Below are 24,079 nucleotides of genomic sequence, written 5' to 3' on the forward strand. Positions count from 1 at the left end.
GATCCGCTTTCCATATCCAATGAGGAGAATGTCCAATTAAAGATTCTATATGAAGGAGGGAAAGCATTTTACTCCACATACGGAGCACTTTTTATGAGTAAGTATCCCAACGTGGATATCGAGATCATACAGATGCCGTCCTTATATGAAGAAAGCCCGCAAGAACAAAAAAACAAATTGATTCAATTCATCGAATCTGAGCGACCGGATCTAGTATTTCTTTACGACCATCAATTTAAAGAAGTTTCTTCGGAAAATATGCTTATGGATCTGGATACTCTGCTTAACCAAGACAAGGATAATGGGATACTCTCCGGTATGGTTCCTGTGATCACCGACTATCTTCGTTCCATCGGCTCCGGCAAATTATACGGATTAGCTAATGGATTCTATAGTCGGGCGCTGTATTACAATAAAGACCTGTTCGACCGTGCGAACGTGCCTTATCCCCGAGATGGCATGAGCTGGGAAGAGGTCCTGCAGTTGGCCCAGCTGTTTAACCAGGAGGAGACCGGATCGTCTGGATTAAGGTTATTTACAGCATCAACTCCTTTTCAATTAGCGATTGAAGTTGGACTCAGCAAAAATTTGCGTTATGTGGACAACAAGGGAGAACAAGTCACTATCAGCGGCGAGCAGTGGAGACATGTATTCGAAATGGTCATGCAGTCCTTCCAATCCAAGTCGATCTATGAGTCAAGTGATGACCATCTTCCTCAACCAGGGATGAGCTACAAAGATGTTCTAAGCTTAAATCCGTTTATTTCTGGTAAAACAGCTATGGCGATTAGCGGAAATGATTTGGCAGACACCATTAAACAGTTGCAATTGTTGGACAGTGAACATCATTTGAACTGGGATATGGTGACAATCCCAAGTGATCGTCAGACAATCAATATTTCTAGCTATATCTGGCTGCAGCATGTTGTGGCCATCAATGCAAAGGCTACTAATTTGAATGCGGCTTGGCAGTTTATGAAATACATGAATAGCGATGAATACGCAAAAATTTTTACAACGGCTCAATTGGAAAGCAACCTCACTTCTCGCATGGAATATCTAAAGGATGCGGAGGGGCATAATTTCGCGGCTTTCTATGATTTAACGATTGACCCGACCGATTCGAGTTGGATGGAGAGCTTGCCGCAAGCCTTTCATTCAGCTTTTAATGAAGCGGGGGAGAAGGAATTAACCAAAGTATATGAAGGACAAGCATCTATAGATCAAGCGTTGCAAAATTTAGAGGCAATTGGTACGCAATTGTTGATACAGACAAAAGATTAGAATTGTATCTGTTAGGATGTCAGGGGGTTGGTTATGCGAACGGAGTAAAAGACCAGCACGGTATCTGAATCTAACGCTAAAAGTCTTCGACGTTAACGCCTAGTCAGCAATGAGATCAGAATTCGGATATCCCCTAGGCTCCACTATAGATATGAATTCATTTATGGTGGAGCCCAGCAAAGGGGACGCCCAGGGTTCAGACTGCGGAGAAAATGGATGAAGATGATTCCTCTAGGCTCATATAGGCGAATACGGAATATGCTGTAGTTCAGATTATCTGTTTTGATCGAGGGGTGTCGCTACAGAACGGTTGATCATCGATTCAAAGACGCGTTCGAAGCCGTCATTTCCGAAACCTTGGGCTAACATCCCATCGGTAACAGTCTGGATGGGGAGCAGCCAATCGACAGGTACCCCCAACTCCCGGCTGCTATTTACAATATGATCTAGAGTGAGCTTGTTGACCGTTATGTTGGATACGTCGGTTTCATACTGGCGTTCATCCAGTATTCGGGCGGCGTCCGAACTTGTTAGCGAAGGCACAATCATGTGCTGCAACCAATCTTTTGTATACGGCAAGAACTCCTCCGCAGAAATATTGGCCGTTCGCAGCAGCGCGTGTGCGTGAAAATAGCTGTACCAAGCCCCGTACAACATCGTAAGCATTGCCATATCATACAGCAGCGCAACACCCGTGTCTTCACTCAGATAAGTCGTACCTCCCCCCATCACTTGAAGCACCGGCTGATACGTTTCAAAGAGCTCCTTTCTGCCGCCATAAAGGATAAGCGCGTTAGGCGTTCCAATCATCGGGGGAACCGCCATGATCGCCCCGTCTAAATACTCGATGCCTTTTTCCTTAGCCCACGTATCAAGGAGGCGCGCTTTATTTGGCGTCCCTGTGGTCAAGTTGACGATGAAACGGCCGGCCAATTTTGCTGCTAAAGGAATCAGCGTGCTTTTTACAACTTCATATGTCGACAAGCAAACCACAATCACTTTGCTAGCAGCAACTGCCTCATGAGCTGTTTCAGCTTGAACCGCCCCGTTGCCGACGAGGAGGTCGGCTTTGCCCGCCGTTCGATTCCAGACGGTAACAGGATGGCCGGCCCGCAGAAATGCAGCCGCCAGCGCCTGTCCCATATTCCCAAGCCCAATGACGGTTACTGGAATTCGATCGTTTTCTTTCACAATTGCGTTGGTAAACAAATGTTGGTCCATATTTTAATTCCCCTTTCCATTGAGTACTTTCTTTCCATAGAACAACCACATATAATTGGAATAAATCTCGTGCGAGGAGGCCTCGAAAAAAATGAAAATAAGAGAATTGTCCCGCCTGACAAATGTCAGCTCGCGCGCAATACGACATTATGAAGAAAAAGGTCTGCTTACGGCAGACAGACTCGATAACAACTACCGTGAGTTCAGCGAAACTGCCGTCGAACGCGTCCAATCGATTCAACTCTACTTGAAGCTGGGATTTACGACAGATGAAATACGAAGCTTGTTCCAGTGCGATGCAGCGGCTCCGGATGATTACGAATATTGTGAAGAAATGCAGGAAATCTACGAGGAAAAACTTCGTAAGGTGAACAGCCAGATCGATTCCATGCTGCAATTGAAGCGGCTGCTGGAGCGGCAGATTGCGCTGACCGTTGCCAGCAAAAAGCAGGAACTACGGATATCCATCTAGCGCAACCTTTTCAAGTCATAGACATGACGAGCGTCTGCGCCAAAGTTGCTTTTTATACAGAAAGACCTTGACCTAGACCGCCGTCTACGGTCAGTTTTGCGCCTGTTGTGAAGGTGGCTTCGAACGCGAGAAAGAGCACTGCCTTGGCCACCTCGTCCGGGGATCCGTGACGTTTCATTGGCGTAATCTGGTCGCCAAGCCTCTCAAAGGCTTCCCGCTCCGATTCCGAGAAGCCTGCTACGCCCATGGTCGGCGTATCAATGAATCCGGGACTGACCACGTTGACGCGAATACCCCGCGGCAATAGTTCAGCGGCAAAACCTGAGGCAAGCGAACGCAGCGCAGCTTTTGAAGCGCCGTAAACGCTCATTCCGGGGGTTCCGCCTTCATCTGCTACGGATGAGGTGAATAGGATCGAACCGCCTTCTCGAATGTACGGAGCCAGACGCTGAACCGTAAAGAATGCCCCCTTCGTATTAATGCCAAATGTCTTATCGTACGAGCTTTCGGTCACTTCCGTGAAAGGTTCAAGCTGAGCGATTCCTGCATTGATGTGGACGAAGTCGATCTCGCCGAACTGTTCAGCGATGTAAGCACCTAATGCATCAATATCCGTCATGAGCAACACATCGGATTGAATAACATGCGCCCGTTCCCCGAGTTCTCGTCTCGCTATTTCTACATTTTTCTGACTGCGTCCAGTCAGTAGAACTTCTGCTCCCTGCGCCAGCAATGATTTGGCCACAGACATTCCGATTCCGTGCGTACCGCCCGTTATTACAGCTTTCATGCCTTCATACTTTCTCATGATCTTGTTTCTCCTCGTGTAAAGTATTTTTTTTCGATGTTCTAGTGACAGTATAAAGGTTCACGCTAGTGTGAAGGTCAATACAAAATTTACGGCGATTAATGGAATGCCTCTGTGTGACAGTCTCTGCAATTTCGCTGGGTGACTGCTTTAGGTTATAGCAGAAATTAATCCTGGACATCTAACGCAACCTGACAAGGGTTGCGTTTTTTATTTGGTTGATTGACTAGGAGAGATGAACAACCACCTATTCATTCGCCTTCGCGGACGTAATGAAGTGAAATGACTGCGAATTTACATTATTGCGGATGAGCACGATCTGTTCAGTCTGTTCATATTTCGTTCATATTGTCGTAATAGAGAGTACATATCCGTCATGTAAGATTTCCTTTAAGGCTTGCAGCTAATAAATAGACAATGTCAGGAGTCGATACGAGTGAAACAAAATGAAGTCATAAAAGGGGAAAACGATCCGGCTACAGATAAGAAGCCAACGTCAATGATGAAAAAAGTTCTTATTCTTATACTGAAAGCAATAGCAGTATTGGCCATACTAGGAATTGTATTTGTCGCGATTGTTTTTATCGTGGATAAGGTCTCCAGTAAATCGGAGCAGGGAAAGATACAATCTTATGGTCAATTAGTGCCAGTAGACGGTAAAAAGATGAATGCTATGATTCAAGGAACAGGGGAGGAAACAATCGTAATTTTACCTGGCTTTGGAACAGCGGCACCAGCACTTGATTTTAAACCGTTAATAGATGAACTAACGCCGTTCTACAAAGTGGTCGTGATTGAGCCTTTTGGTTATGGATTAAGCGATAAAACCGACAAAGAAAGAACGACAGAAAATATCGTAAGTGAAATCCACGAAGCCTTGCAGAATCTTCAAATTGACCGTTACATTCTCATGGCTCATTCCATTTCAGGTCTGTACGGATTAGATTATGTGAACAAATATGAAAACGAAGTGAGTGCATTTGTTGGGCTCGATAGCAGTGTTCCAACGCTTAGTGAACAGGAGGTTGGAACTTCAACACTTGGTGCTTTGAGCCTGCTCAAAAAATTAGGATTCACCAGATTATTGGTGAAATCAGGTGACGACCCGTATGCTGGGCTGTCCTATGATGAGGAAACAAAAGAACAAATGAGAATGCTTGGTCACAAAAACATGGCAAATCCAAACAATCTAAATGAAATTAAATGGATGCCTTCTAATTTTAAAGGGGCTGAACAGTTAACATTCCCCAATAAGCTTCCTGTTGTTTTCTTTATCCAAGCGAATCATCCTGTAACAGACAGATGGTTACCAGAGCATGAAAAGCAAGCAAAAGATTCTGATTATGGTAAAGTAATCACCTTTGAAGCGGATCATTACTTGTATCGTACCCATGCAAAAGAAATTGCAGAAAAGTTCCGGGCGTATATGGAAGAAATTAAATAAGGAAAGCTGTTGCGGCATCCTATGCAAGAGTTCTTGCATAGGATGCCGATTGTTTTTCGCTGATCATACTCTGAGGATCTTCCCCAGGACATCTGAGCGGATTGATTAAGACACGGACGTTACTTCAGGTTCGCTCTACTTTGTTTGATTTTGATTCGACAGGGCATTTGAGTGATCCGATTTCAATTAATATCAAGGTAACATTTACCTTAATTGTATATATAACGAAGGGGCTTTAAGTGAAATTTTATAACGAAGTGAGGTCTTCACATTGAAATAAATCATTAATTAAATCCAAATACTGGGTTTATAAAAATTATGTTGTGAAAAGTAATTCGAGATGCTAAGATAATCTTGAAATTCAGATTAATTAGGGGGCTAATTAGAATGAGTAAAATTAATAAAGGTATTGCAACTCTTTGTATTGCGGTATTGTTTTTTACAAGCGTTTTCATTCCGCAAGCAGTTGTAAATGCTCAAGAAGAGAAGGACGTACATATTACACTTCTTGCTACATCGGATATTCATGGTCGCTCTATGCCTTGGGATTACGCGACAGATGGCCCGAATTTGACTGGGAGCTTAACACAATTATATACAATCATCAAAGATATTCGTAAAGAGAACCCAAATACAATCTTGTTGGAAAACGGTGATTTGATACAGGATAATTCTGCTGAATTGTTCAATGATCAACCACAATCTCCGATGATGGTTGCTATAAATGAAATGGGCTATGAAGCTTGGACGTATGGGAACCATGAATTTAATTTCGGCTTGGATGTGCTGGACAAGGTTTCTAGTCAATTCAATGGAGCAAGACTTGCCGGAAATGTTTATAAGGAAAATGGCGAACGCTATTTACCAGCCTATACAATTATTGAACGTGAAGGTGTTAAAATTGGAGTTATCGGGATGGTAACGCCAATGATTACAGAATATGAGAAAGGCACAGACCATCTAAAAGGATTAGTCGTAAAAAATCCAGTAGAGGAAACGAAGATAGCAGTTAAAGAATTAGAGGGTAAAGTAGATATTATGATTGGCCTTATTCATATGGGGTTGGAAAATGAAAACGGTGTCAAAGGAACGGGCGTAAGGGACATTGCTAATGCTGTTCCAGAGCTAGCGGCTATTTTTGCGGGTCATAATCATGTGCTGATTAATAAAGAAGAAGTTAACGGAGTTATGATTACAGAGCCTAATCGATACGGAACGCATATTTCACGAATCGATCTAACATTTACGCGTCAGGGTGAGCAATTAATATTAAAAGAAAAAGATGCATCAACGATTCCTGTGAAGAACGAGGATGGGTCATTTGTTGAATCAGACAAAGGATTAGAAGAAACATTAAAGCCATATCATGAATTTACACGCGCGGATGCGAATATCGAAGTAGCACAGCTAAAGGGAACAAATCTTGTTCCGAAAAACGAAATTATTGGTATTCCTTCTGTTCAAATTCAAGAAACGCCTCTATCAGACTTTTTCCATGAGGTCATGCTGCATTATAGTAAGGCAGACGTTGTTGCACATCAGATTGATAATGACAAAGCTGCATTAAATGTAGGGCCTATTAAGAAAAAGGACATTGCATATAATTATCAATTTGCTGGTGGAGAAGTATCTGTCTATGAAGTAACCGGTAAAGATTTAAAGGATTATATGGAATGGGCTGTCAGTTATTTTAATAGCACACGCGATGGAGATGTGACGGTTAGCTTTGACAAAACTAGACGTGCATCTAAATATAGTACAAATGACTTTTTTGGCAATGTAAAATATGATATTGATTTAACTGAGCAGTCTGGCAACAGAATAAAAAATCTTCGCAAATTAGACGAAACGCCAATTAAGATGGAAGATCATTTAAAGCTTGGTATGAATGCATATAGAATGGACTTTCTTCTATCGAAAGGTCAAGCACTTGAAGGACGCAAATTTAATATGATTTGGTCTTCAAAAGATGAAAGTGCTTATGGAGAAACAGGCGGTACAATCCGAAATCTGGCCATTCGATACTTAAAGGAAGAAATGAAAGGTGTCTATGAGCCAATTATCAAAAATAACTGGAAAATCATTGGTGTGGATACAAAATCGCCTGCACGTGCAGCAGTTGTTGAGCTAATCAATAAAGGTATTTTAGCAATTCCTGCATCAGAGGATGGAAAGTATACAAATATCGCATCCATTAATGTGAAGGATTCAATTACAGGGCAAGAAAAAGAACAATTAGCAGCAAAAGCAAACGTAGATGCAAGCCAATTCGCAAGAGTAAAAACAACTGGAGAATTTTATCAGAAACTAGTAAAGGCACTAAATGCTCCTAAAGCTGAGCAAGAAAAAGAAACAGAAAAGCCTGCGGAGAAGCCAACGAATCCAAGCAAACCAACACCTGAAAAGCCACAGTCAGAAAAGCCTGCTGTGACTCAGCCGAAATTAACGAAAGGTGTCGTTACAGCTTATCACTTAAACGTTCGTTCAAATCCATCGAGCAAAGCGAAAATATATGGAACGATTTCAAAAAATACTGAAATTACGATTTTAGGCGAAGAAAAAGGCTGGTATAAGATTTCTTATAAAGGCAAAACGGCCTACGTTTATAGCAAATATGTAAAAGTTAACGGTAAGTAATAAGGAAGAAGCAACCAATGATGAAATTGGTTGCTTCTTTTTAATTGCTTTTGGGATTAGCAGTATTGTATCGTGGATAAGGTCGCCACTAAGACAATCGTGATTGAACCTTTAAGTGAAATACCTAAAGTAAGTAAAATGGTTTATTAGTAATTATTACGATTTATATTGACGGATCTCCCCAACCTCCGTATAATGCTTAATAGTAAACATTACTATTAGTGGAGGAGAGAAAAAATGAAAGAGACAATTAGAACAGGAATTTTTGTAGTGGCATTGGGGGTATTGCTTGCAGGCTGCCAGAGCTCGAACACTAACGGCAATCCATCGAAGGAAACAGCGCCAGAAATTGAAATTCATGAAAGCAGTAACAAACACGACCACGACCATGATCACGATCATGATCACGAGCATAGCCACGACCATGATGAAGAGGAAGCGGCGATATACAAGGGATATTTCGAGGACGGCCAGGTTCAGGATCGCACGTTAGCGGATTGGGAAGGGGATTGGCAGTCTGTGTATACGTATTTGCTGGATGGAACGCTGGATGAAGTGTTCGCTCACAAAGCTGCGGATACCGCAAAAATGACGGCAGCAGAGTATAAGAAATACTACGATGTTGGCTACAAAACCGATACGGAACGCATTGTTATCGATGGCGATACCGTTATCTTTTTCAAGAATGGCAAGGAGTATTCAGGCAAATACCAATCCGACGGTTACGAGATACTGACATATGAAGCGGGGAACCGCGGGGTGCGGTTTATTTTCAAATCAGTGGAAGCGATCGATGGGCTGCCTACTTACATACAATTCAGTGATCACCGCATTGCTCCGGTCAAATCCGGCCACTACCATCTGTACTGGGGAGATGATCGCGAAGCTTTGCTGAAGGAAGTGACCAACTGGCCGACTTATTATCCGTCCATCATGGATGGCCACAGCATTGCACATGAGATGATGGCGCACTAGTCTTTTCCCGGCTCAGTGATTGCCAGACTTAAAAAACACGCCAACTTCGGCGTGTTTTTTATTTATGGTAAACCAGAACCAGTGGGAAACGTCTGATCAAACTTTACTCATCAAATGTCCACACACAATTGCTTTGTGAGATGACCGACTCTGTCCCGAGATCGATAGCCGTTTTATAATACCATATCTTGTAGTCGATCTTATGTATATACGATTCAAGCTCCGCAATTTTATCTGAAACAAACTTTTTATGGGCTTCAAATGCTTCAAGACGCTGATGCAAGGTGACGTCTCCCTCCATGCACCAATCCATGTATTCCTTGATCTTCTTTACCGGCATTCCGCTTTTTTTCAAACAAGTGATGATGGCAAGCCATTGAAGGTCACTCTCTTTAAAAGCCCGGTTGCCTGCCTTATCGCGATCAACAAAGGGCAACAGGCCCTGCTTGTCATAATAGCGCAAGGTATGAGCGGTCAATCCGGTGATTTCGGCAATTTGACTAATGGTGTACCCCAATGTATAAACCACCTTTTTACAAGAAAGTTACTCCTATTGTATAGGTTAGAGTATGCTCTAAGTCAAATCGGTATTCGAGGCTCCATTCACCCCAATATAAGGATGCTTGACTTAGACTAAGCTCTAACGTTTAGAGTTTCACTTGCACCTCAAACTTTACATTAAAGGAGATAATGATATGAATAATAATAAAGTTTGGATCATTACGGGATGCTCCACCGGATTCGGCCGAGAGCTGGCGAAGGCTACTATAGAAGCAGGCTACAATGTTGTTGTAACTGCAAGGAATTTGAATGCTATTGCCGATCTTGTGGACGAAAATACGGAAAATGTTCTTGCTATGGAACTTGATGTGACGATGCCTGATCAGATTGAAAAGACAGTGAAGTCTGCGATCGAGAAGTTTGGAAGGATTGATGTGCTGGTCAATAATGCAGGAATCGGTTATTTCAGCTCCATTGAAGAAGCGGTTGAAGAAGAGACCCGGAAAATGTTCGAAATCAACTTCTGGGGTCTTATGCACATGACGGGCGCAGTCTTGCCGTATATGAGAAGCCAGCGCTCTGGGCATATTATTAATATCTCGTCCATTGGAGGGTTAGTGTCGTTCCCTGGAGTGGGCTATTACAACGGTACAAAATACGCGGTGGAAGGCATCTCCGAAAGCTTGTCCCAAGAGGTAGCTCCATTGGGCATTCGTGTAACGATCATTGAGCCAAGCAATTTCCGTACGGATTGGTCTGGACGTTCAGCTGCGAAAACAACTTCGGCCATCAAGGAATATCAGGAGCTCATCGCTCCATTCGTAACAGGCGAAAACCACGGAAACGAGCCGGGAGATCCTAGAAAAGCTGCGGAAGCCATCATTAGCGTGACTGAGACGGAAGAGCCGCCGCTTCGATTGCTGCTTGGAGCGGATGCTTACCATATATCGGTGAATAAATATACGAAGACGTTGAACAACTTTGAGAAGTGGAAAGAAGTATCGTTGAACGCTGATTTTCAAGAGTGAGTGAATTTCATATATAACCATGAACGAAAACACGCCAGATCACGGCGTGTTTTTTATTTAGCATGTAAGGGGCGATCCCCGAAGTTTAAATTCTTGTGTTCTCAAGACTTCCGGCTTGACAATGAGCACAAACAGCATTATATTTAACTGATTAGTTAAATAACCAAAAGGTTAAATTTAATCTGAATCAATGCAGAGGTGTACCAAAAAAGTAAACGGGAGTTGGTGAATGAAGGAAACGAATGCAGAACAATAAACGTGCAATGTCGCAAAAATTGACCGTTATTTTCGCGTGACTATCATTCCAATAAAAAAGGCAGGTAAAGAATCATGGCAACAGTACTTTACATCACAGCAAATCCCAATTATGAATCCTCTTATAGCTTGGCAGTAGGGCAAGAATTCGTCTCGGCTTATCGATCCGCAAATCCGAATGATGAGGTTGTCCATCTAGATCTTTATAAAATGAACATTCCTGAGCTTGACGCCGATGTGTTCAGCGGTTGGAGCAAGCTCGGAGCTGGCACTGGCTTTGAAAATTTGGCCGATGCAGAGAAAATGAAGGTAGGCATTCTTGGTCAACTGGTTGAACAGTTCGTTGCCGCAGACAAGTATATTTTTGTAAATCCGATATGGAATTATTCATATCCTCCTGTTATGAAAGCATACATCGACTCCATCTGTGTGGCTGGCAAGACGTTTAAATACGTTCCCGGGCAAGGCCGGGTTGGCTTGTTGAGAGATAAAAAAGCGGTTCACATTCAAGCGAGCGGCAGTGTGTTGTCACCTGGAACAGAGCATGCAGATTACGAAATGGGACACCGTCACTTGAATGCGATTATGGAGTTTTTCGAGGTTCCTAGCTTTGAGAGCATCTTTGTGGAAGGAATGGCTGCAGATCCTGAGCAGGCTCCGGCGATTAAAGACAAGGCGATTCAACAAGCTCGCGAGATTGCTCGCAGCTTCTGACGATTGCAGAGCAGAGCCGGCTGAATTCGGCATTCAATTCGTCCCGTCTGGCTCTGCTTGACTTTCAATTAAAATCGCATTAACTTAAACATATGGTTAATTATAATGATGAGAAGTTAAATGATGTGTTCCAGGCGCTCTCTGATCCGACGAGACGAGAGATCATACAAAGTTTGGCCGCCAGCGAGATGACGGTGATGAACCTGGCCAAGCCTTTTGACATGTCCTTGCCTGCCATTTCCAAACACCTGAAGGTGATGGAGAAGGCAGGTTTAGTTTCCGTTCGCAAGGAAGGAACGTACCGGTATTATTATCTGAATCCACAAGCGATGGAAAACGCTCACGAGTGGTTGATGGACTTGAGGAAGTTCTGGACGGCGCAGGTGTTTAACCTTGAACAGTTCCTGGAGAATCAGTCCAAAGAAGACTAACGGAGGCACAATACATGATTTCAATGCATGACGGGAAATTTCTCCTCAAGCTTCATCACGTTTACAACGCGAGCATAGATAGAGTGTTCCAGGCTTGGACGAAAAAAGAACAGCTAGAGCAGTGGTGGGGGCTGACAGGTTTTACGACGACCATTGAACAGATGGAGGTTTCAGTTGAAGGGAACTACCTCTTTCATATGCAAGCCCCCAATGGCAACATTCATACGCTGGCGGGCCGGTATGTGGAGATTGTTCCGAATAAGAAGCTTTCGTTCACTTGGAAGTGGCTTAATGAAGGAGCGGGCGCTGAGGAAACGGTTGTCACGATTGATTTTGTCGAGAAGGAAAGCAAGACGGAGCTTATCATTACACACTCCAAGTTCTCCACGATGCAAGTGGCGAAGAGACATAATAATAATTGGACGAATGCTCTAGAAGGCGGCTTGTGTGATTATTTGCATTGATGATTTCGGAGGTGATTCCAGTCAAAAAAGCGATGTTAGCTTTATTGATTGTATTAGTCATCATTGTATTATTCGAAGTGATAAGAACGTTAAGCAACCCGCTGACTCCATCGGATGACCAGCTAAGAAGCCGTTTTTTAGAGCAGACACCGCTGGGCACATCTATGGAGGATGTTATTCAGTCTATTGATTCGAAAAAAGATTGGAGAATTAAATATATAGATAACGATAACGGATTTACTCACCAAAGAAAAAGACCTGCGGAGAAGATTGGAGTTCGGCATATTCGGGTACACATTGGAGAGTACAGGGTTTATTCGAACCTATACTTTGCGACGGATGTGGTTGTATTTTATGGATTCAACGAGAACAATGAGTTAGTAGATATTTGGGTTAGAAAAGATACAGATGTATTATAAGAGATGAAGAAATCCACATGCGAGTGATTCCACTCCATGTGGATTTCTTTTACTCGACAGCATAAAAAAATAATATTTACACGACACCAAAAGGTGTCCTATAATCAAAACATCAAATAGACACTAAAAGGTGTCCAATCAAAATTAGCAATAAAGATGAGGATGCGAATGAGCAATATATTAGGCGCAGAAATGTTCACGAAAGCGGAAACACAGTCCAGAGGCAAAATCATTGCATATTGGACGGCCGCATCACTGCTAGCTGCGGCTATGACTTTAAGCGGGATCGGGCAGCTGATGCAATTAGGGGGCAACGTCGAGCTGGTGACAAGTATCGGATTTCCATTGTATGTCATGACCATTCTGGGGATATGGAAGGTGCTTGGAGCGGTTGCGATCGTCATGCCTGGCTTTCCCCGGATGAAGGAATGGGCTCATGCGGGAATCTTCTTTTTGATGACGGGGGCGGCTTTGTCTCATATGTTCGCCAACGATTATGGCGATGGCAGCTTCCATGTTATCCATCCGCTCGCCTATGCTGCCCTTAATATCGTTGCTTGGGCACTGCGTCCGAAGAACCGCAAGCTTTAGAGACGATGGAGGGAGGCTGTTATGAGTGAAAACAACCGGTTAAGGGATGTATTTGATGCCATTGCCGATCCGACCAGACGCCGATTGATCCGCTTGCTGGCAGAGGCAGAGGAGGTTCCGCTTCATGACTTAACGGCACAGTTTGAGATTGGCCGAACAGCGGTATCCAAGCATTTGACCATTCTGAAAAAAGCTGGGCTGGTGCTCGACAGGAAAGTAGGGAAAGAAACGCGATTCAGGCTAAATGCCACACCGCTTAAAGAAGTGCAAGATTGGGTGGCTTATTATAGCGATTTCTGGATGAAGAATATGCAACGCTTGAACCAACTATTAGAGGAGGAAGAAGAATGAGTTTAACATTAAATCTGGAGTATCAGTACAAGACGTCAATCGAGAGGCTGTGGTCAGCTATCACCAATTCAACGAAGCTGTCGAAGTGGATCGCCAATATTCATACGGGGGAGCCGATGGAAAATGATTTTAAACCCGCCGTAGGCCATCAGTTCCAATTCCGCACCCAGCCGAATGAATGGTGGGATGGCATTATAAGCGGTGAAGTGCTGATCGTCGAGGAGCCCAAACGGGTATCCTACACCTGGTCAAGCGGTGCAGAGAAGCATACCGTAACATGGACGCTGCAGGATCTAGGCAACCGAGAGGTGAATCTGCATCTGGAGCAAACCGGACTGTCCAATCCGCAAGCACTGGGCGGAGCGAAGTTCGGATGGAGCAAATGGTGCGGCGAGCTAGAGAAGATGCTGGTATAATCGAATAAAGCGACAGGCACAATGGAAGTTATGGAAGATCATATTTGCTACTAGTGAATGAGGAGTGTTCCTGTATGACAACAAGCAAGCTGAATGCCAAGGTTGACGGATTTTTGAGAAAGGCCAAGAGCTGGAAGGAAGAATTTGAAGCGTTGCGGGAAATCGTGCTCGATTGCGATCTGACCGAAGACTTCAAGTGGATGCATCCTTGCTACACATTTGAGGACAAAAACGTTGTCATCATACACGGGTTTAAAGAATATTGCGCGCTTCTGTTCCACAAAGGCTCTTTGCTCAAAGATCCCCATGGTATCCTCATTCAGCAGACGGAGAACGTACAGGCGGCACGTCAAATTCGTTTCACGAATGTCCAGCAAATCGAAGATATGCAGCTGATGATCAAAGAATATATCTATGAAGCGATTGAAGTGGAGAAAGCCGGCTTGCAGGTGGAGTTCAAGAAGACGACAGAGTATACCGTCCCTGAGGAACTGGATAATAAGTTTGTGGAGATCCCCGAGCTGAAAGAGGCATTTGAAGCCCTGACGCCGGGAAGGCAAAGAGCGTACCTTTTCTACTTCTCCGGAGCCAAACAATCCAAGACGCGGGAGGCACGGATCGAGAAGTATTTGCCGCAAATTTTGGACGGGAAGGGCTTGGATGATTAAATCCTTTGCCTTGTAACGATGGTGCAATGGAAAGAGCGTCAGACTGAACTTTATTAAAGTTCTTGTCTGACGTTTTTTTTCGGCTGAGCTCAAATATGACAATCTATACACGGATATATTCAGTTTGATTGTGATGTGATAGAATAGGTCCTTGATTGTTTTATTAGAAATCGGAGGCATCTTAGTTCATGACATCACAGTCGCAACAACATGTAAAAATCGTAACAGCAGACCCCAGTGCAATTGGACTATTCGGTCTGGCTATCGTCACGCTGGTGGCATCATCACAAAAGCTGGGCATCACATCAGGATTGGGCTATGTTATTCCTTGGGCTATATTTCTCGGCGCATTCGCTCAGTTATTCGCCTGCATTCAAGATGCGAAGCATAACAACACATTCGGCATGACGGCATTCGGCGCTTATGCGTTCTTCTGGTTTGGCATGGCAACCAGCTGGCTGATTAAACTGGGGGTATTCGGGACAGAGCTGGCATCCGGGCTTGATGTGAAGCAGCTAGGTTTTGTCTTCCTTGGCTATCTGATTTTCACGCTCTTTATGACCATTGGAGCCATGGAAACCAACAAAGTGCTGTTTATCATCTTTGTATTGATTGATTTCTTGTTTATTGGATTAAGCCTGGATTCATTTGGGGTAGGAAATGGAGCTTTTCACTCCGTGGCAGCTTATGCAGAACTGGCCATTGCCATTGTATCCTTCTATGGATGCGGAGCTGCTGTGCTGAACATACACTTTGGACGAGTTTTTCTGCCGGTGGGTGCTCCCTTCAAAATCTTCAAGAAATAATAGCTTGATTATAGAATAGAAAGCTATGACATAAACAGAAGAATGGTGACCCGCAGGATGAACACTTTCAAGTGTTCATCCTGCGGGTCTTTTTATGCAGCGTATGATGCAACGTGGAACAAGGGTGGAGATGAAAGGGTATTGCACATCCAGCCTACATATTTTATAATGAGTGAAAACTCACTCAAAAAGATGGTGAAGAAATGCCTCGAACTAAAGAGCAGTATGAAGAGATGCGCAACGCGACACGGGCAAAAATACAATCCGCAGCGATGCAGCTATTCGCCCAGCAGGGATTCGGCATGACGAATGTGCAGGAGATTGCCGACAAAGCCGGAATCAGCATCGGTCTATTGTACAGACATTACAAAACAAAAGATGAGTTATTTCATGAGCTGACGGAATTTGCAGCAGCTGGTCTCGCTCGGGTTGCGGAACGATTCCAATCAGACGAATCGCCTTCTGTGTTGATGAAAGGTTTTGTCCAAGAAATCTATGAGGACATGATATCCGGTGATGATCTGGCTAATCTGATGATTCTTATGTCGCAGTCGTTTCATTCTATAGGCGAAACTAATGATGGGCCGAATGATGTGGTTACAGTAAACAAAAACCTGATTATGGCTACCAGCAAGTTGATCAAACGAGGGCAGGAGCTAGGCGAATTCGGCGATGGTGATTCGTGGGAGATGGCTATGTTCTTCTTTGCATTCATTCAGGGGCTAGCTGAAATGAAAGTGAAGATGAAGGCTGACTTCGTTATGCCGTCACCTTCCATCCTGACAGCTTTTTTATTCACAAAAGGGGGCTGAATACTGATGTTCACGATCATCAGAGCGGATCAAGCAAAAGTTGATGTAAGATCGCAAATGGCTGATATATTCGCAGACGGGTTTACGCAGTGGCTTGGTTTTTTTTCAAAAGACAAGCGGCGGATTGCCCGAGCTTTTGCACATATATTCGTAGAGAGTCAGTTCTACTTGGCCATGTCGGGTGATAAAGTGGCGGCGATGGCGGCATGTACGGATGGAACGGAGCTATCGGTGAGGCTGAATGCTAAGCAATTGATCAAGCATCTGGGCTTTTACAAGGGAATCCTTGCAGTGTTATTTCTCAAACGAGAATTTCAAGTCCCATTTCATAACCCGAATGGGGATCACATTTCCTTGGAGTTCGTCGGTACGGCGCTCGAATGTCGAGGCCAAGGAGCGGCATCTCAGGTGATTAAGCATGTCCTTGATCATAAGTCCTACAAGGAGTGCTTGATCGAAGAGGTTGCCGACACGAATATTCCGGCTATCCGGTTGTATGAAAAGCTGGGGTTCAAGGAGTATAAGAGAAAGGCGCTCCCGAAAAAGCTGGCTGAACAAAACGGCATTAGTCATCTGATATCCATGAGATATAAGAAGTGAAGAGCTATAGAAGCTCATCGTCCGCGCGCTTAGAGAGGGGATGGAATCAGGAATCGCAAGTTGGGTGCGCGATGCCATTCCAAGTTTCTAACCTCACGGACGATGAGTTAGTTTTATACGGACGCCGCTTTTACTTTGTCATAATTTAATCCAAGTTGATAGGCTTGCGCCAGCAGTCTTTCATGTGTTTCCGGGTTGGAATCCAGCGAGTTGTGCAGGAGCTCAACACGGCTATTGGCAATTCCACAGTATGCGGCTATCGCAACATTCAACTGATGATTCATCATTTGGTCAAATTGCCTCTTCTCCATCCCTTCCTTCGACTCCGCTGCGAGAGCAAGCCACAGCACTTGCTTATGAGCCAGCTTATTGGAGCCATATGCAACGCCGCTATTCCACACCCGATCAATATAACCTTTCAGCATAGCAGGTACGCTATACCACCATACCGGGAAGACATAGGCAAGAGCGTCGAATTTCTTCATTCGTTCGATTTCGTTCTCCACTTCAGGAGAATAAATCTTGCGATCTATGGACCAATCTGGCTCATCAGCTTCCCATAGAACTGGATCAAATCCGATGCGGTGAAGATCCAGCACCTCTGTCTCGTGACCTGCCTTCAGAAGACCCTGCGTGAATCTATCCGCAACGGAAAAGGTTAAAGAATTCACCCTCGGGTGTGATACAACAGTCAATATTTTCATGATTCGTCATCTTCCTTTCTCCACTCTTTTACATGGTCTATGCTACAATTGCATTATGCAGGATGTTGTAAAAGATAGGAAGAACGCACTTTTATGTTCTTATAGAACCATAAAGTGCTATAGGAACTGAGAGGTAACCTTGAATACTTGTTCTGAAGGAGTGCTTACCATTGGAAAAACAACCGACCCACACATATAATAATCCCGCTGAAGCGACGTTGGAGGTCATTGGGGGGAAGTGGAAATTATTGATTTTATGTTATCTTAATTGTGGACCCATGAGAACAAGCGAGTTCCGAAAGGAAATTCCGGATTTATCTCAAAAAGTGTTGACGCAGTCCCTTCGGGAGCTGGAGGAGTCAGGCATTATTACTCGAACCGTATACAACCAGGTGCCGCCGAAAGTAGTATACGAATTGAGTGAGCTAGGGAAGTCGCTGCAGTCGATATTGGACCAATTGAGCGAGTGGGGCGAATATTATATAAAGGCACGCAATTACCGTTCGAATTCGTGTATTTGAATTAGAATCATGCTGTGAAACAGGGGGAATAACTCTTAGTTGTTGAATACCCTTCATGCATTAGTCAATGTCTAACGCATGAAGGGTATTTTATTATTGATTCTTCTCCAAATCACCCGCCTCATACCCTGCAACTATATCCCGAATGAATGCTGCGGTGCGTTCGGCGTCGACGTTCTCTATGACATGCTCGCATTCCTTGCGGTAGGTGACCTCATCCGTATAATGGTTTAAATAGCGGTTCATAATCTCATATGACATGCCTTTCGCTTCAAGGCGTTCCTTTACAAGCCGCTTCTCAACATAGAGAAAGATGCGAACAACTTTGTCGCCATACAGGCTGCGAATGCGATCCGCGCCCTCGCGATTCAGGATCAGATAGACGCTTCGGCCCTCGCGCAAGGCGTCATTCAGTTCTCTGCTCGCAACGCCGTAGCGGTAGCGATCGATTTTGACTTCTTCAGAGAAATAGTGACGCTTGCTCAACACATCAAAATGCTCTGGCGTCAAATAATGATAGTCTGCAGGCGGATACTCCTTGTCTCTGGGCGGGCGGTCCGTGTAGGAAGGAAGATGGGTGATGCGGGTATGCTTCAGCGCCAGTCTCGCAGTCGTTTTGCGCCCGGAGCCGCTTGTGCCAGTGAACACATAGATATATGGTTTGCTCATGTGAGATCACTCCTCTCGGCATTGGGAAAGGCTGATTTAATTAGCTGAATGGAAGAATGATAGAGGAAGGTCTATATCCTATTTATCGGCTTTAACGCGGCTTATTGTGATGAAGGATTAGGGAGCATATGCCTATGAATGCATATAAATTTGTTGTTTTGCCTCGGAGGATTAAATTGTTATAAACGATTTTGACAAAAATGTGTATTGAGGAAGCGGGGCGGCTAGCATACAATGTTTTTATTGATAATAATAATCAATATCACTAAAGAGATCGGGAGAGGGTAAAATCATGATCAGGCAAGCTTGGAAAACATTTTTGAAATCAGCTATTGTCGTCACCGTATGTATCGGGCTGTTGGCCGGGTGCGGCGATGCCGGTAATCGGATTAATAACAGAGAGGCGGTTTCTGGTCAGCCTACCGGGGGCGCAAATGTTGACAGTAAAGTGGATCAAGCCGCACCTGCAACGCGTATTGTCAAAAACGAGTTCGAAGAAGTGGAAATTCCGGTAAACCCCAAACGCGTAGCTGCTTTATACCGCGAAGATTATTTGGTGGCGCTTGGCGTAACGCCGATCGTACAATATTTCAACCCGATGTGGGGCAAGCAAGAATATTTGGGGCTGGAGGTACCGCTGTTCGACGTTACCGGAAGCGTGGAGGCGCTGCTTGTTTCCGAACCGGATTTGATTATTACCGGTGTCATAGAAGACGCCCAATACGAAATGTACAGCAAAGTTGCGCCGACGTTCCGTATTCCAGAGGATGTGCTAGTGGATCCGCGCCAGACGTTGAAAGTGATTGCCGATTTGCTTGGCATGTCGGAGAAGACGGAGGAGGTTTTACAGAAATACGATCAGCGGGTGGAGGAACTGAAAGGCAAGCTGGCCGCTTCGGCTCGGGATGAAAAAGTCGTTGTGCTGCGGATGAATTCCGTCGATAAGTCGGTTAATATTTTTGGATACAACAACATATTTATCGGCAAGCTGTTGTATCAGGATTTGGGGCTGCTAGCGCCGCAATATGCCAAAAACATGACCGATGGAAATATCGTGTTGTCCATGGAGGCGGTTCCTGAGCTCGACGTCGACCATATTATATTGCTGCTGTCCAATGGCACTTGGGAGGACGAGGGCATAGTACAGGCTTATGATGAGATGATGAGCAGTCCGATCTGGAAATCCGTACCTGCTGTGCAGAAGGGCAATGTCTACCAGGTCGATCGCTCGCACTGGCAGACGACGGCGATTATCGGGGATCAAAAAAAGATGGACGATTTGGAGAGGCTGTTTATCAAGTAACATCGGTTTCGCTTAACCAATCCAGCGTATGAACGCTCGAATGGGAAGACGACACACCGGCGAAAAAGGAGAGTTGCTTCAACAAAGGTTGAAGAGCTGTCCTTTTTTGTTTATTATGTTAATGAGAACGATTATCAATGGTTGCGGAGCTGATATGGCGCCGTATCTAGATAAGGGCCGGGAGTGTATGGGAAAGGTGAGAGAAAATAGTCTTATTGCCGTAAAGGAAAGCTACCGTTTTGAATGGGGGGAAGCGCGGCATATCCGGATTCGGGAGCATGAAACGGTAATTTGCCAGGATGCGCGATTCGATCTGCTTATCATCGTCAGGAATGGAGCGGCGCGGCTGCAAGGACGAGACGGTGAAAAAGGCAGAGGTGACATCCAATCCGGGCAATTTGTGTGGCTGCGAGCGAATTCGGCGGAAATCTCCTTAATGGCGCTTTCACCCGTTTGCGAATACGATGTTTTTTCTTTTCAGTTTAGATTCGAACAGGTTGAGGTCCTTACAAGACCCTTCATAGAGGAGCCTGAGTTTCCGGAAGCCGCTGTTCCCTATGGCCAAGTGCTGGAGCTGCGGACTTATGCGAAAGCCGTCGAGTTGGTGGAGGAATTGCTGCAGCCGTCTTGTCTCGATGCCACGTCGCAACAATTCTATTACCGCTATTTGCGTTTTCAGGAGCTGCTGCTTATGATCATCAGTTGGCATGAGCAGCAATTACGGCAGGCAGCCGCTGAGGCCGATGATGCTTCAGCGGGGATTGGCAGATCCATTCAATATATGAACGTGTATTACAGCGATGCGCTCACCGTTGAGCAACTGGCCGATATTGCCTGGATCGAACCTTGGAAATATCCGCGACTGTTCAAGGAAATTACAGGCAAGTCGCCTCTTCAATATTTGAACGATATGCGCATGGACAAGGCGAAGCAATTGCTGGTATCTGGGGAGGACAAGCTATCGGGCATCGCGCAGCAGATCGGGTTTGCGAACGAATATTATTTCAGCCGCCGCTTCAAGCAGACGATCGGCATCGCGCCTGGGCAATACAGGCGGAATCACCGGGAGCAGCCGCGAATTGTAGCGCCTTATTTGGAGGATTTTCTGGTGGCGCTCGGAGTTATGCCGGTTGCCCAGTATTGGCATGCCAAATGGGGCAAGCAGGATTATTTGCAGCTATCGCAAACTCCCGTGTTTAACGAGATGGAGCTGGCGACGGCAAGCCTGCACGCCATTGCCGATTCTCGTCCCGATCTAATCCTGCTTATGGACCATTACGATGATACGCTGTATAAGCAATGCCGCCGCATCTCCCATACCTGCGTGCTGCCTGAATCAACGAACGAATGGCGCGTGGTATTACGCCGCTTTGGCGATTTTTTCGGCCGCGGGGAGTTGGCTGAGCGCATTCTTCTAGAATATGAAGCCAAGGCGGACGCTGCGGGTGTGGCGCTGCGCCGCAAGCTTCGCAGCGAGACGGTTGCGTTTTTGCGCGTATCGGCGGACTATGTTTTGATGTATACGGATTGCGGCGGAGGGTTTGCCGTATCCGTGCTGTACGAGGATTTGGGTCTCCAGCCGTATCGGCTTTCCTGGACGGAAGAGTCAAGCTCTGGCCTCGGCGACGGCAAAATGATTGCTTTATCCGAGGAGGAACTGTCGCAACTGTCCGCCGATCATCTGTTTGTGGTGTTCGACAAATGGCATAGCGGTCAGCCAGGCGAGGAACGGATGCTGCTCAGCAGCCAGGTATGGCAAGGCCTTGCCGCCGTACGCAAAAGGCAGGTATACGAGATGGACTTTTTGACCTGGATGAATAATGGGGTGATCTCGAACGGCAAAAAAATTGACGATATCATGCGGGTGCTGGCCATCTGAGAAAACAAAAACCACGTCCCTCCCAGGACGTGGTTCCCCATCAATAAACCTTCTTCATAAGCTCAAAAACTTCTTCTATCGTAAGTCCGAAGGACTTGTAATAGTCGGCGTCAATCGCCATCTGCTGCAGGATCATATCATTGCGTTTTTGCAGCATCTCCTCTGGCGAGAGATCGGTAACAAAGCATCCTTTGCCCGTAACGGTATAGATTAACCCTAGACGCTCCAGCTCTTCCCAGGCTTTCTTCACTGTGATGATGCTGACGCCCAGCTCCGTGGCCGCTTGCCGTATGGGAGGCAGGCTATATCCGGTCTCCAGCTCATCCTTGAGGATCTGCGCGCTGATCTGTTCGAAAATCTGTTGATAGATAGGTTTTTCAGATGTGTTCGAAATTGCGATGTTCATTACATTTCCACTTTCTCAAACCGTTTGTTGGCAATATGATAAGCGATAAATGTAAATAGCGCAAATATCACGATGCCTGCAAGCAAGATTAAGAGATGAGCGCCCAGATTTTCGCTGCCAGCCCCTTTGAAGAGATCGGACACATACGAGTTTTGCAAGGCAAGCCATTCGAAGCCCCCGGCAAACAAGATTGCACCTGTATTCGCTGTAAATGCTGCCGCGCCGTATTTATACGACGTCTTATAATACATGGAGATAAAGATCAGGTTGAAGATCGCCAGCATGACGAAGCATAGTCCCCAGAAGCCAAAGGAAGGCTTGAGGAAGAAGTACACCATATCTGGATACAAACGCAGCGTGAACACGCTATAGATCATGGCAACAACGATATGCAGCAGCTCCAGAATGACGATAAAGGAGACTCTAGCTTTCACCATATCTCTTTTTGTAACCGGCATGATGCTTGTGAAGATCAGATCGTTCTGGCTCTTATACCCTCCGAACATATTCGGAACCGTAATGAAACAGAAGTAGAGGATTACCAGGAAATACAGCCACCCCGGAATAAGCATCAATGCGCCAGTTAAAAACGGCAGTACGTAGAAAAAAGGACTTACACCTATCTTGAATTCTTTCATTAACAAGTTATACATCCTGCAGACCCTCCTTCCTAGAGCAATAAATCATGATCTCTTCCAGATTCGGTATCGCCGATTTTATATCCAGTGACGAATCGAAGTCCTTCGTATGAATCAAGCCGGTGAAGCCGAATGAATTGACCTTGTAAGAAATGAGTTGGTCCTTGATCAGATCTAGCTGCTCTTTCTTGCCATTAAGCAATCGGTACGAATCTACAAATTGTTCCTTCTCCGCACTCTTGATGATTTCTCCGTTATGAATGAAGGTGATGTAATCTGCACATTTCTCCAGATCGGATGTGATGTGGGTGGAGAAGAGGATGCTGATTTCGCCGTCCTGCACCAGCTCTCGGAAGATATCCAGCAGATTATCCCGGGCGACAGGATCGAGTCCGCTAGTCGGCTCATCCAGAATAAGCAGTTTTGCCCCATGCGACAGGGCAAGGGCCAGGCTGTATTTCACCTTCATGCCGGTCGATAACTCGGAGATTTTTTTGTCCTCGATTAAATTGAACTTCTTCAAATACTTGCGGTACGTATCGTCATCCCAGTTCTTATAGAACCGTTTGATTACATTTGTTAATGTCTTGACTTTGCTGCGGGTATAAAAGTTGATGTCGCCAAAAGCAGAGCCAATCTCCTGCTTCAATTCCACCTCGTTCTGCCCCATGTTCTTGCCCATAATATGAATCTCGCCGCTATCCAGGCGAATCAGATTCAGAATCGACTTAATCGTGGTTGTTTTGCCAGCGCCATTCGAGCCGATAAATCCCATAATGTAGCCTTTTTCCAGTTGAAAAGATACGTTCTTCAGATGAAAATGCTCATACTTTTTACTTACGTTTCGAAGATCTAAAGCCAACATAGCGTTTCCTCCGCTCCAAAATTGTGTATGTTGTGTATGCACAATATATCATCGATCTTAATCGGCTGTCAATTCCTGTTCATCTATTTTTTAAGTAAATACAAAAAAAGGCTAACGAAAGTTCCACTGCTAATGACACCATGCTAAAGTCTTGAATTTTCTATATACATCTATGAATAGTGATGATTGTATTACGA

At 44.9% G+C, this 24,079-nt stretch carries 28 protein-coding genes; 20 read left to right on the plus strand and 8 right to left on the minus strand.

Translation table 11 applies throughout. The features are described 5' to 3' along the window. Positions 1-93: 93 nt before the first annotated feature. Positions 94-1,284, plus strand: coding sequence for an ABC transporter substrate-binding protein (locus ACFVSO_RS16940; RefSeq protein WP_387475596.1), 1,191 nt, complete (start codon positions 94-96; stop codon positions 1,282-1,284). Between the two features lie 273 nt (positions 1,285-1,557). On the opposite strand, the gene ACFVSO_RS16945 is transcribed toward ACFVSO_RS16940, so the two are convergent. Further along, on the minus strand, positions 1,558-2,505 hold the full coding sequence (locus ACFVSO_RS16945; protein ID WP_387475598.1) for an NAD(P)-dependent oxidoreductase: 948 nt from the start codon (positions 2,503-2,505) through the stop codon (positions 1,558-1,560). A 91-nt stretch (positions 2,506-2,596) separates the two neighbouring features. Between ACFVSO_RS16945 and ACFVSO_RS16950 the strand changes: the two genes are divergently transcribed. Further along, positions 2,597-2,977 (plus strand): MerR family transcriptional regulator, encoded by a 381-nt coding sequence (locus ACFVSO_RS16950; RefSeq protein WP_387475600.1) that lies wholly within the window; start codon positions 2,597-2,599, stop codon positions 2,975-2,977. A gap of 52 nt (positions 2,978-3,029) precedes the next feature. Here the strand turns inward: ACFVSO_RS16950 and ACFVSO_RS16955 are convergent, their stop codons facing one another. Then, positions 3,030-3,785: an SDR family oxidoreductase gene (locus ACFVSO_RS16955; RefSeq protein ID WP_387475602.1), complete on the minus strand. Its 756-nt coding sequence runs from the start codon at positions 3,783-3,785 to the stop codon at positions 3,030-3,032. A 436-nt stretch (positions 3,786-4,221) separates the two neighbouring features. Here ACFVSO_RS16955 and ACFVSO_RS16960 point away from each other — a divergent pair, with 436 nt between their 5' ends. The 3 genes from ACFVSO_RS16960 to ACFVSO_RS16970 all read left to right on the plus strand — a co-directional run bounded on the left by ACFVSO_RS16960 (position 4,222) and on the right by ACFVSO_RS16970 (position 8,841). Next, on the plus strand, positions 4,222-5,229 hold the full coding sequence (locus ACFVSO_RS16960) for an alpha/beta fold hydrolase (RefSeq protein ID WP_387475604.1): 1,008 nt from the start codon (positions 4,222-4,224) through the stop codon (positions 5,227-5,229). Between the two features lie 387 nt (positions 5,230-5,616). Further along, positions 5,617-7,866, plus strand: coding sequence for a 5'-nucleotidase C-terminal domain-containing protein (locus tag ACFVSO_RS16965; RefSeq protein WP_387475606.1), 2,250 nt, complete (start codon positions 5,617-5,619; stop codon positions 7,864-7,866). 237 nt (positions 7,867-8,103) lie between these two features. After that, positions 8,104-8,841, plus strand: a complete 738-nt coding sequence (locus tag ACFVSO_RS16970; protein ID WP_387475608.1) for a metal-binding protein ZinT — start codon at positions 8,104-8,106, stop codon at positions 8,839-8,841. A 103-nt stretch (positions 8,842-8,944) separates the two neighbouring features. Here ACFVSO_RS16970 and ACFVSO_RS16975 read toward each other — a convergent pair whose 3' ends face one another. Then, on the minus strand, positions 8,945-9,358 hold the full coding sequence (locus ACFVSO_RS16975) for a MerR family transcriptional regulator (protein WP_387475610.1): 414 nt from the start codon (positions 9,356-9,358) through the stop codon (positions 8,945-8,947). 178 nt (positions 9,359-9,536) lie between these two features. On the opposite strand from ACFVSO_RS16975, the gene ACFVSO_RS16980 reads away from it, so the two are divergent. From ACFVSO_RS16980 to ACFVSO_RS17035, 12 genes are all read left to right on the plus strand, one after another. After that, a complete protein-coding gene (locus tag ACFVSO_RS16980) occupies positions 9,537-10,370 on the plus strand; it encodes an oxidoreductase (RefSeq protein ID WP_387475612.1) in 834 nt (277 codons plus the stop codon). 330 nt (positions 10,371-10,700) lie between these two features. After that, positions 10,701-11,339, plus strand: coding sequence for an NAD(P)H-dependent oxidoreductase (locus tag ACFVSO_RS16985; protein WP_387475614.1), 639 nt, complete (start codon positions 10,701-10,703; stop codon positions 11,337-11,339). Positions 11,340-11,431: 92 nt separating this feature from the next. Further along, on the plus strand, positions 11,432-11,770 hold the full coding sequence (locus ACFVSO_RS16990; protein ID WP_387475616.1) for an ArsR/SmtB family transcription factor: 339 nt from the start codon (positions 11,432-11,434) through the stop codon (positions 11,768-11,770). Positions 11,771-11,784: 14 nt separating this feature from the next. After that, positions 11,785-12,234 (plus strand): SRPBCC family protein, encoded by a 450-nt coding sequence (locus tag ACFVSO_RS16995; protein ID WP_387475618.1) that lies wholly within the window; start codon positions 11,785-11,787, stop codon positions 12,232-12,234. Between the two features lie 11 nt (positions 12,235-12,245). Further along, on the plus strand, positions 12,246-12,653 hold the full coding sequence (locus ACFVSO_RS17000) for a hypothetical protein (RefSeq protein ID WP_387475620.1): 408 nt from the start codon (positions 12,246-12,248) through the stop codon (positions 12,651-12,653). A 168-nt stretch (positions 12,654-12,821) separates the two neighbouring features. After that, positions 12,822-13,244, plus strand: coding sequence for a DoxX family protein (locus ACFVSO_RS17005; RefSeq protein ID WP_387475622.1), 423 nt, complete (start codon positions 12,822-12,824; stop codon positions 13,242-13,244). Positions 13,245-13,265: 21 nt separating this feature from the next. After that, entirely contained in the window at positions 13,266-13,595 is a 330-nt protein-coding gene (locus tag ACFVSO_RS17010) for an ArsR/SmtB family transcription factor (protein ID WP_387475624.1), read from the plus strand. Further along, positions 13,592-14,011, plus strand: coding sequence for an SRPBCC family protein (locus ACFVSO_RS17015; protein ID WP_387475626.1), 420 nt, complete (start codon positions 13,592-13,594; stop codon positions 14,009-14,011). Before ACFVSO_RS17010 ends, ACFVSO_RS17015 begins: the two co-directional genes overlap by 4 nt. Before the next feature lie 74 nt (positions 14,012-14,085). Continuing rightward, positions 14,086-14,679, plus strand: coding sequence for a YdeI/OmpD-associated family protein (locus ACFVSO_RS17020; RefSeq protein WP_387475628.1), 594 nt, complete (start codon positions 14,086-14,088; stop codon positions 14,677-14,679). A gap of 188 nt (positions 14,680-14,867) precedes the next feature. After that, positions 14,868-15,485, plus strand: coding sequence for an acetate uptake transporter (locus ACFVSO_RS17025; RefSeq protein WP_387475630.1), 618 nt, complete (start codon positions 14,868-14,870; stop codon positions 15,483-15,485). Positions 15,486-15,688: 203 nt separating this feature from the next. Next, positions 15,689-16,297, plus strand: coding sequence for a TetR/AcrR family transcriptional regulator (locus ACFVSO_RS17030; RefSeq protein ID WP_387475632.1), 609 nt, complete (start codon positions 15,689-15,691; stop codon positions 16,295-16,297). 6 nt (positions 16,298-16,303) lie between these two features. After that, positions 16,304-16,897, plus strand: a complete 594-nt coding sequence (locus tag ACFVSO_RS17035) for a GNAT family N-acetyltransferase (RefSeq protein WP_387475634.1) — start codon at positions 16,304-16,306, stop codon at positions 16,895-16,897. A gap of 113 nt (positions 16,898-17,010) precedes the next feature. Here ACFVSO_RS17035 and ACFVSO_RS17040 read toward each other — a convergent pair whose 3' ends face one another. Then, complete coding sequence (locus tag ACFVSO_RS17040; protein WP_387475636.1) at positions 17,011-17,601, minus strand: NAD(P)H oxidoreductase; 591 nt, start codon at positions 17,599-17,601, stop codon at positions 17,011-17,013. A 170-nt stretch (positions 17,602-17,771) separates the two neighbouring features. On the opposite strand from ACFVSO_RS17040, the gene ACFVSO_RS17045 reads away from it, so the two are divergent. Beyond that, a complete protein-coding gene (locus tag ACFVSO_RS17045; RefSeq protein ID WP_387475638.1) occupies positions 17,772-18,122 on the plus strand; it encodes a winged helix-turn-helix transcriptional regulator in 351 nt (116 codons plus the stop codon). 93 nt (positions 18,123-18,215) lie between these two features. Here ACFVSO_RS17045 and ACFVSO_RS17050 read toward each other — a convergent pair whose 3' ends face one another. Continuing rightward, a complete protein-coding gene (locus ACFVSO_RS17050) occupies positions 18,216-18,791 on the minus strand; it encodes a guanylate kinase (RefSeq protein ID WP_387475640.1) in 576 nt (191 codons plus the stop codon). A 292-nt stretch (positions 18,792-19,083) separates the two neighbouring features. On the opposite strand from ACFVSO_RS17050, the gene ACFVSO_RS17055 reads away from it, so the two are divergent. Both ACFVSO_RS17055 and ACFVSO_RS17060 read left to right on the plus strand, forming a co-directional pair. After that, the gene (locus ACFVSO_RS17055; RefSeq protein ID WP_387475642.1) at positions 19,084-20,094 is read left to right on the plus strand and encodes an ABC transporter substrate-binding protein; all 1,011 of its coding nucleotides are present in this window, start codon (positions 19,084-19,086) and stop codon (positions 20,092-20,094) included. Between the two features lie 196 nt (positions 20,095-20,290). Continuing rightward, positions 20,291-21,973, plus strand: a complete 1,683-nt coding sequence (locus tag ACFVSO_RS17060; protein WP_387475644.1) for a helix-turn-helix domain-containing protein — start codon at positions 20,291-20,293, stop codon at positions 21,971-21,973. A gap of 40 nt (positions 21,974-22,013) precedes the next feature. On the opposite strand, the gene ACFVSO_RS17065 is transcribed toward ACFVSO_RS17060, so the two are convergent. The 3 genes from ACFVSO_RS17065 to ACFVSO_RS17075 are packed head-to-tail and all read right to left on the minus strand — an operon-like array spanning position 22,014 to position 23,882. Continuing rightward, positions 22,014-22,379, minus strand: coding sequence for a GntR family transcriptional regulator (locus ACFVSO_RS17065; protein ID WP_387475646.1), 366 nt, complete (start codon positions 22,377-22,379; stop codon positions 22,014-22,016). Next, positions 22,379-23,032: an ABC-2 transporter permease gene (locus ACFVSO_RS17070; protein ID WP_387475648.1), complete on the minus strand. Its 654-nt coding sequence runs from the start codon at positions 23,030-23,032 to the stop codon at positions 22,379-22,381. Before ACFVSO_RS17070 ends, ACFVSO_RS17065 begins: the two co-directional genes overlap by 1 nt. Continuing rightward, complete coding sequence (locus tag ACFVSO_RS17075) at positions 23,025-23,882, minus strand: ABC transporter ATP-binding protein (RefSeq protein WP_387475650.1); 858 nt, start codon at positions 23,880-23,882, stop codon at positions 23,025-23,027. Before ACFVSO_RS17075 ends, ACFVSO_RS17070 begins: the two co-directional genes overlap by 8 nt. Positions 23,883-24,079 lie beyond the last annotated feature (197 nt).

Origin of the sequence: Paenibacillus sp. NPDC057967, from assembly GCF_042887015.1 — a bacterium.
Classification (GTDB): Bacteria; Bacillota; Bacilli; order Paenibacillales; family Paenibacillaceae; genus Pristimantibacillus.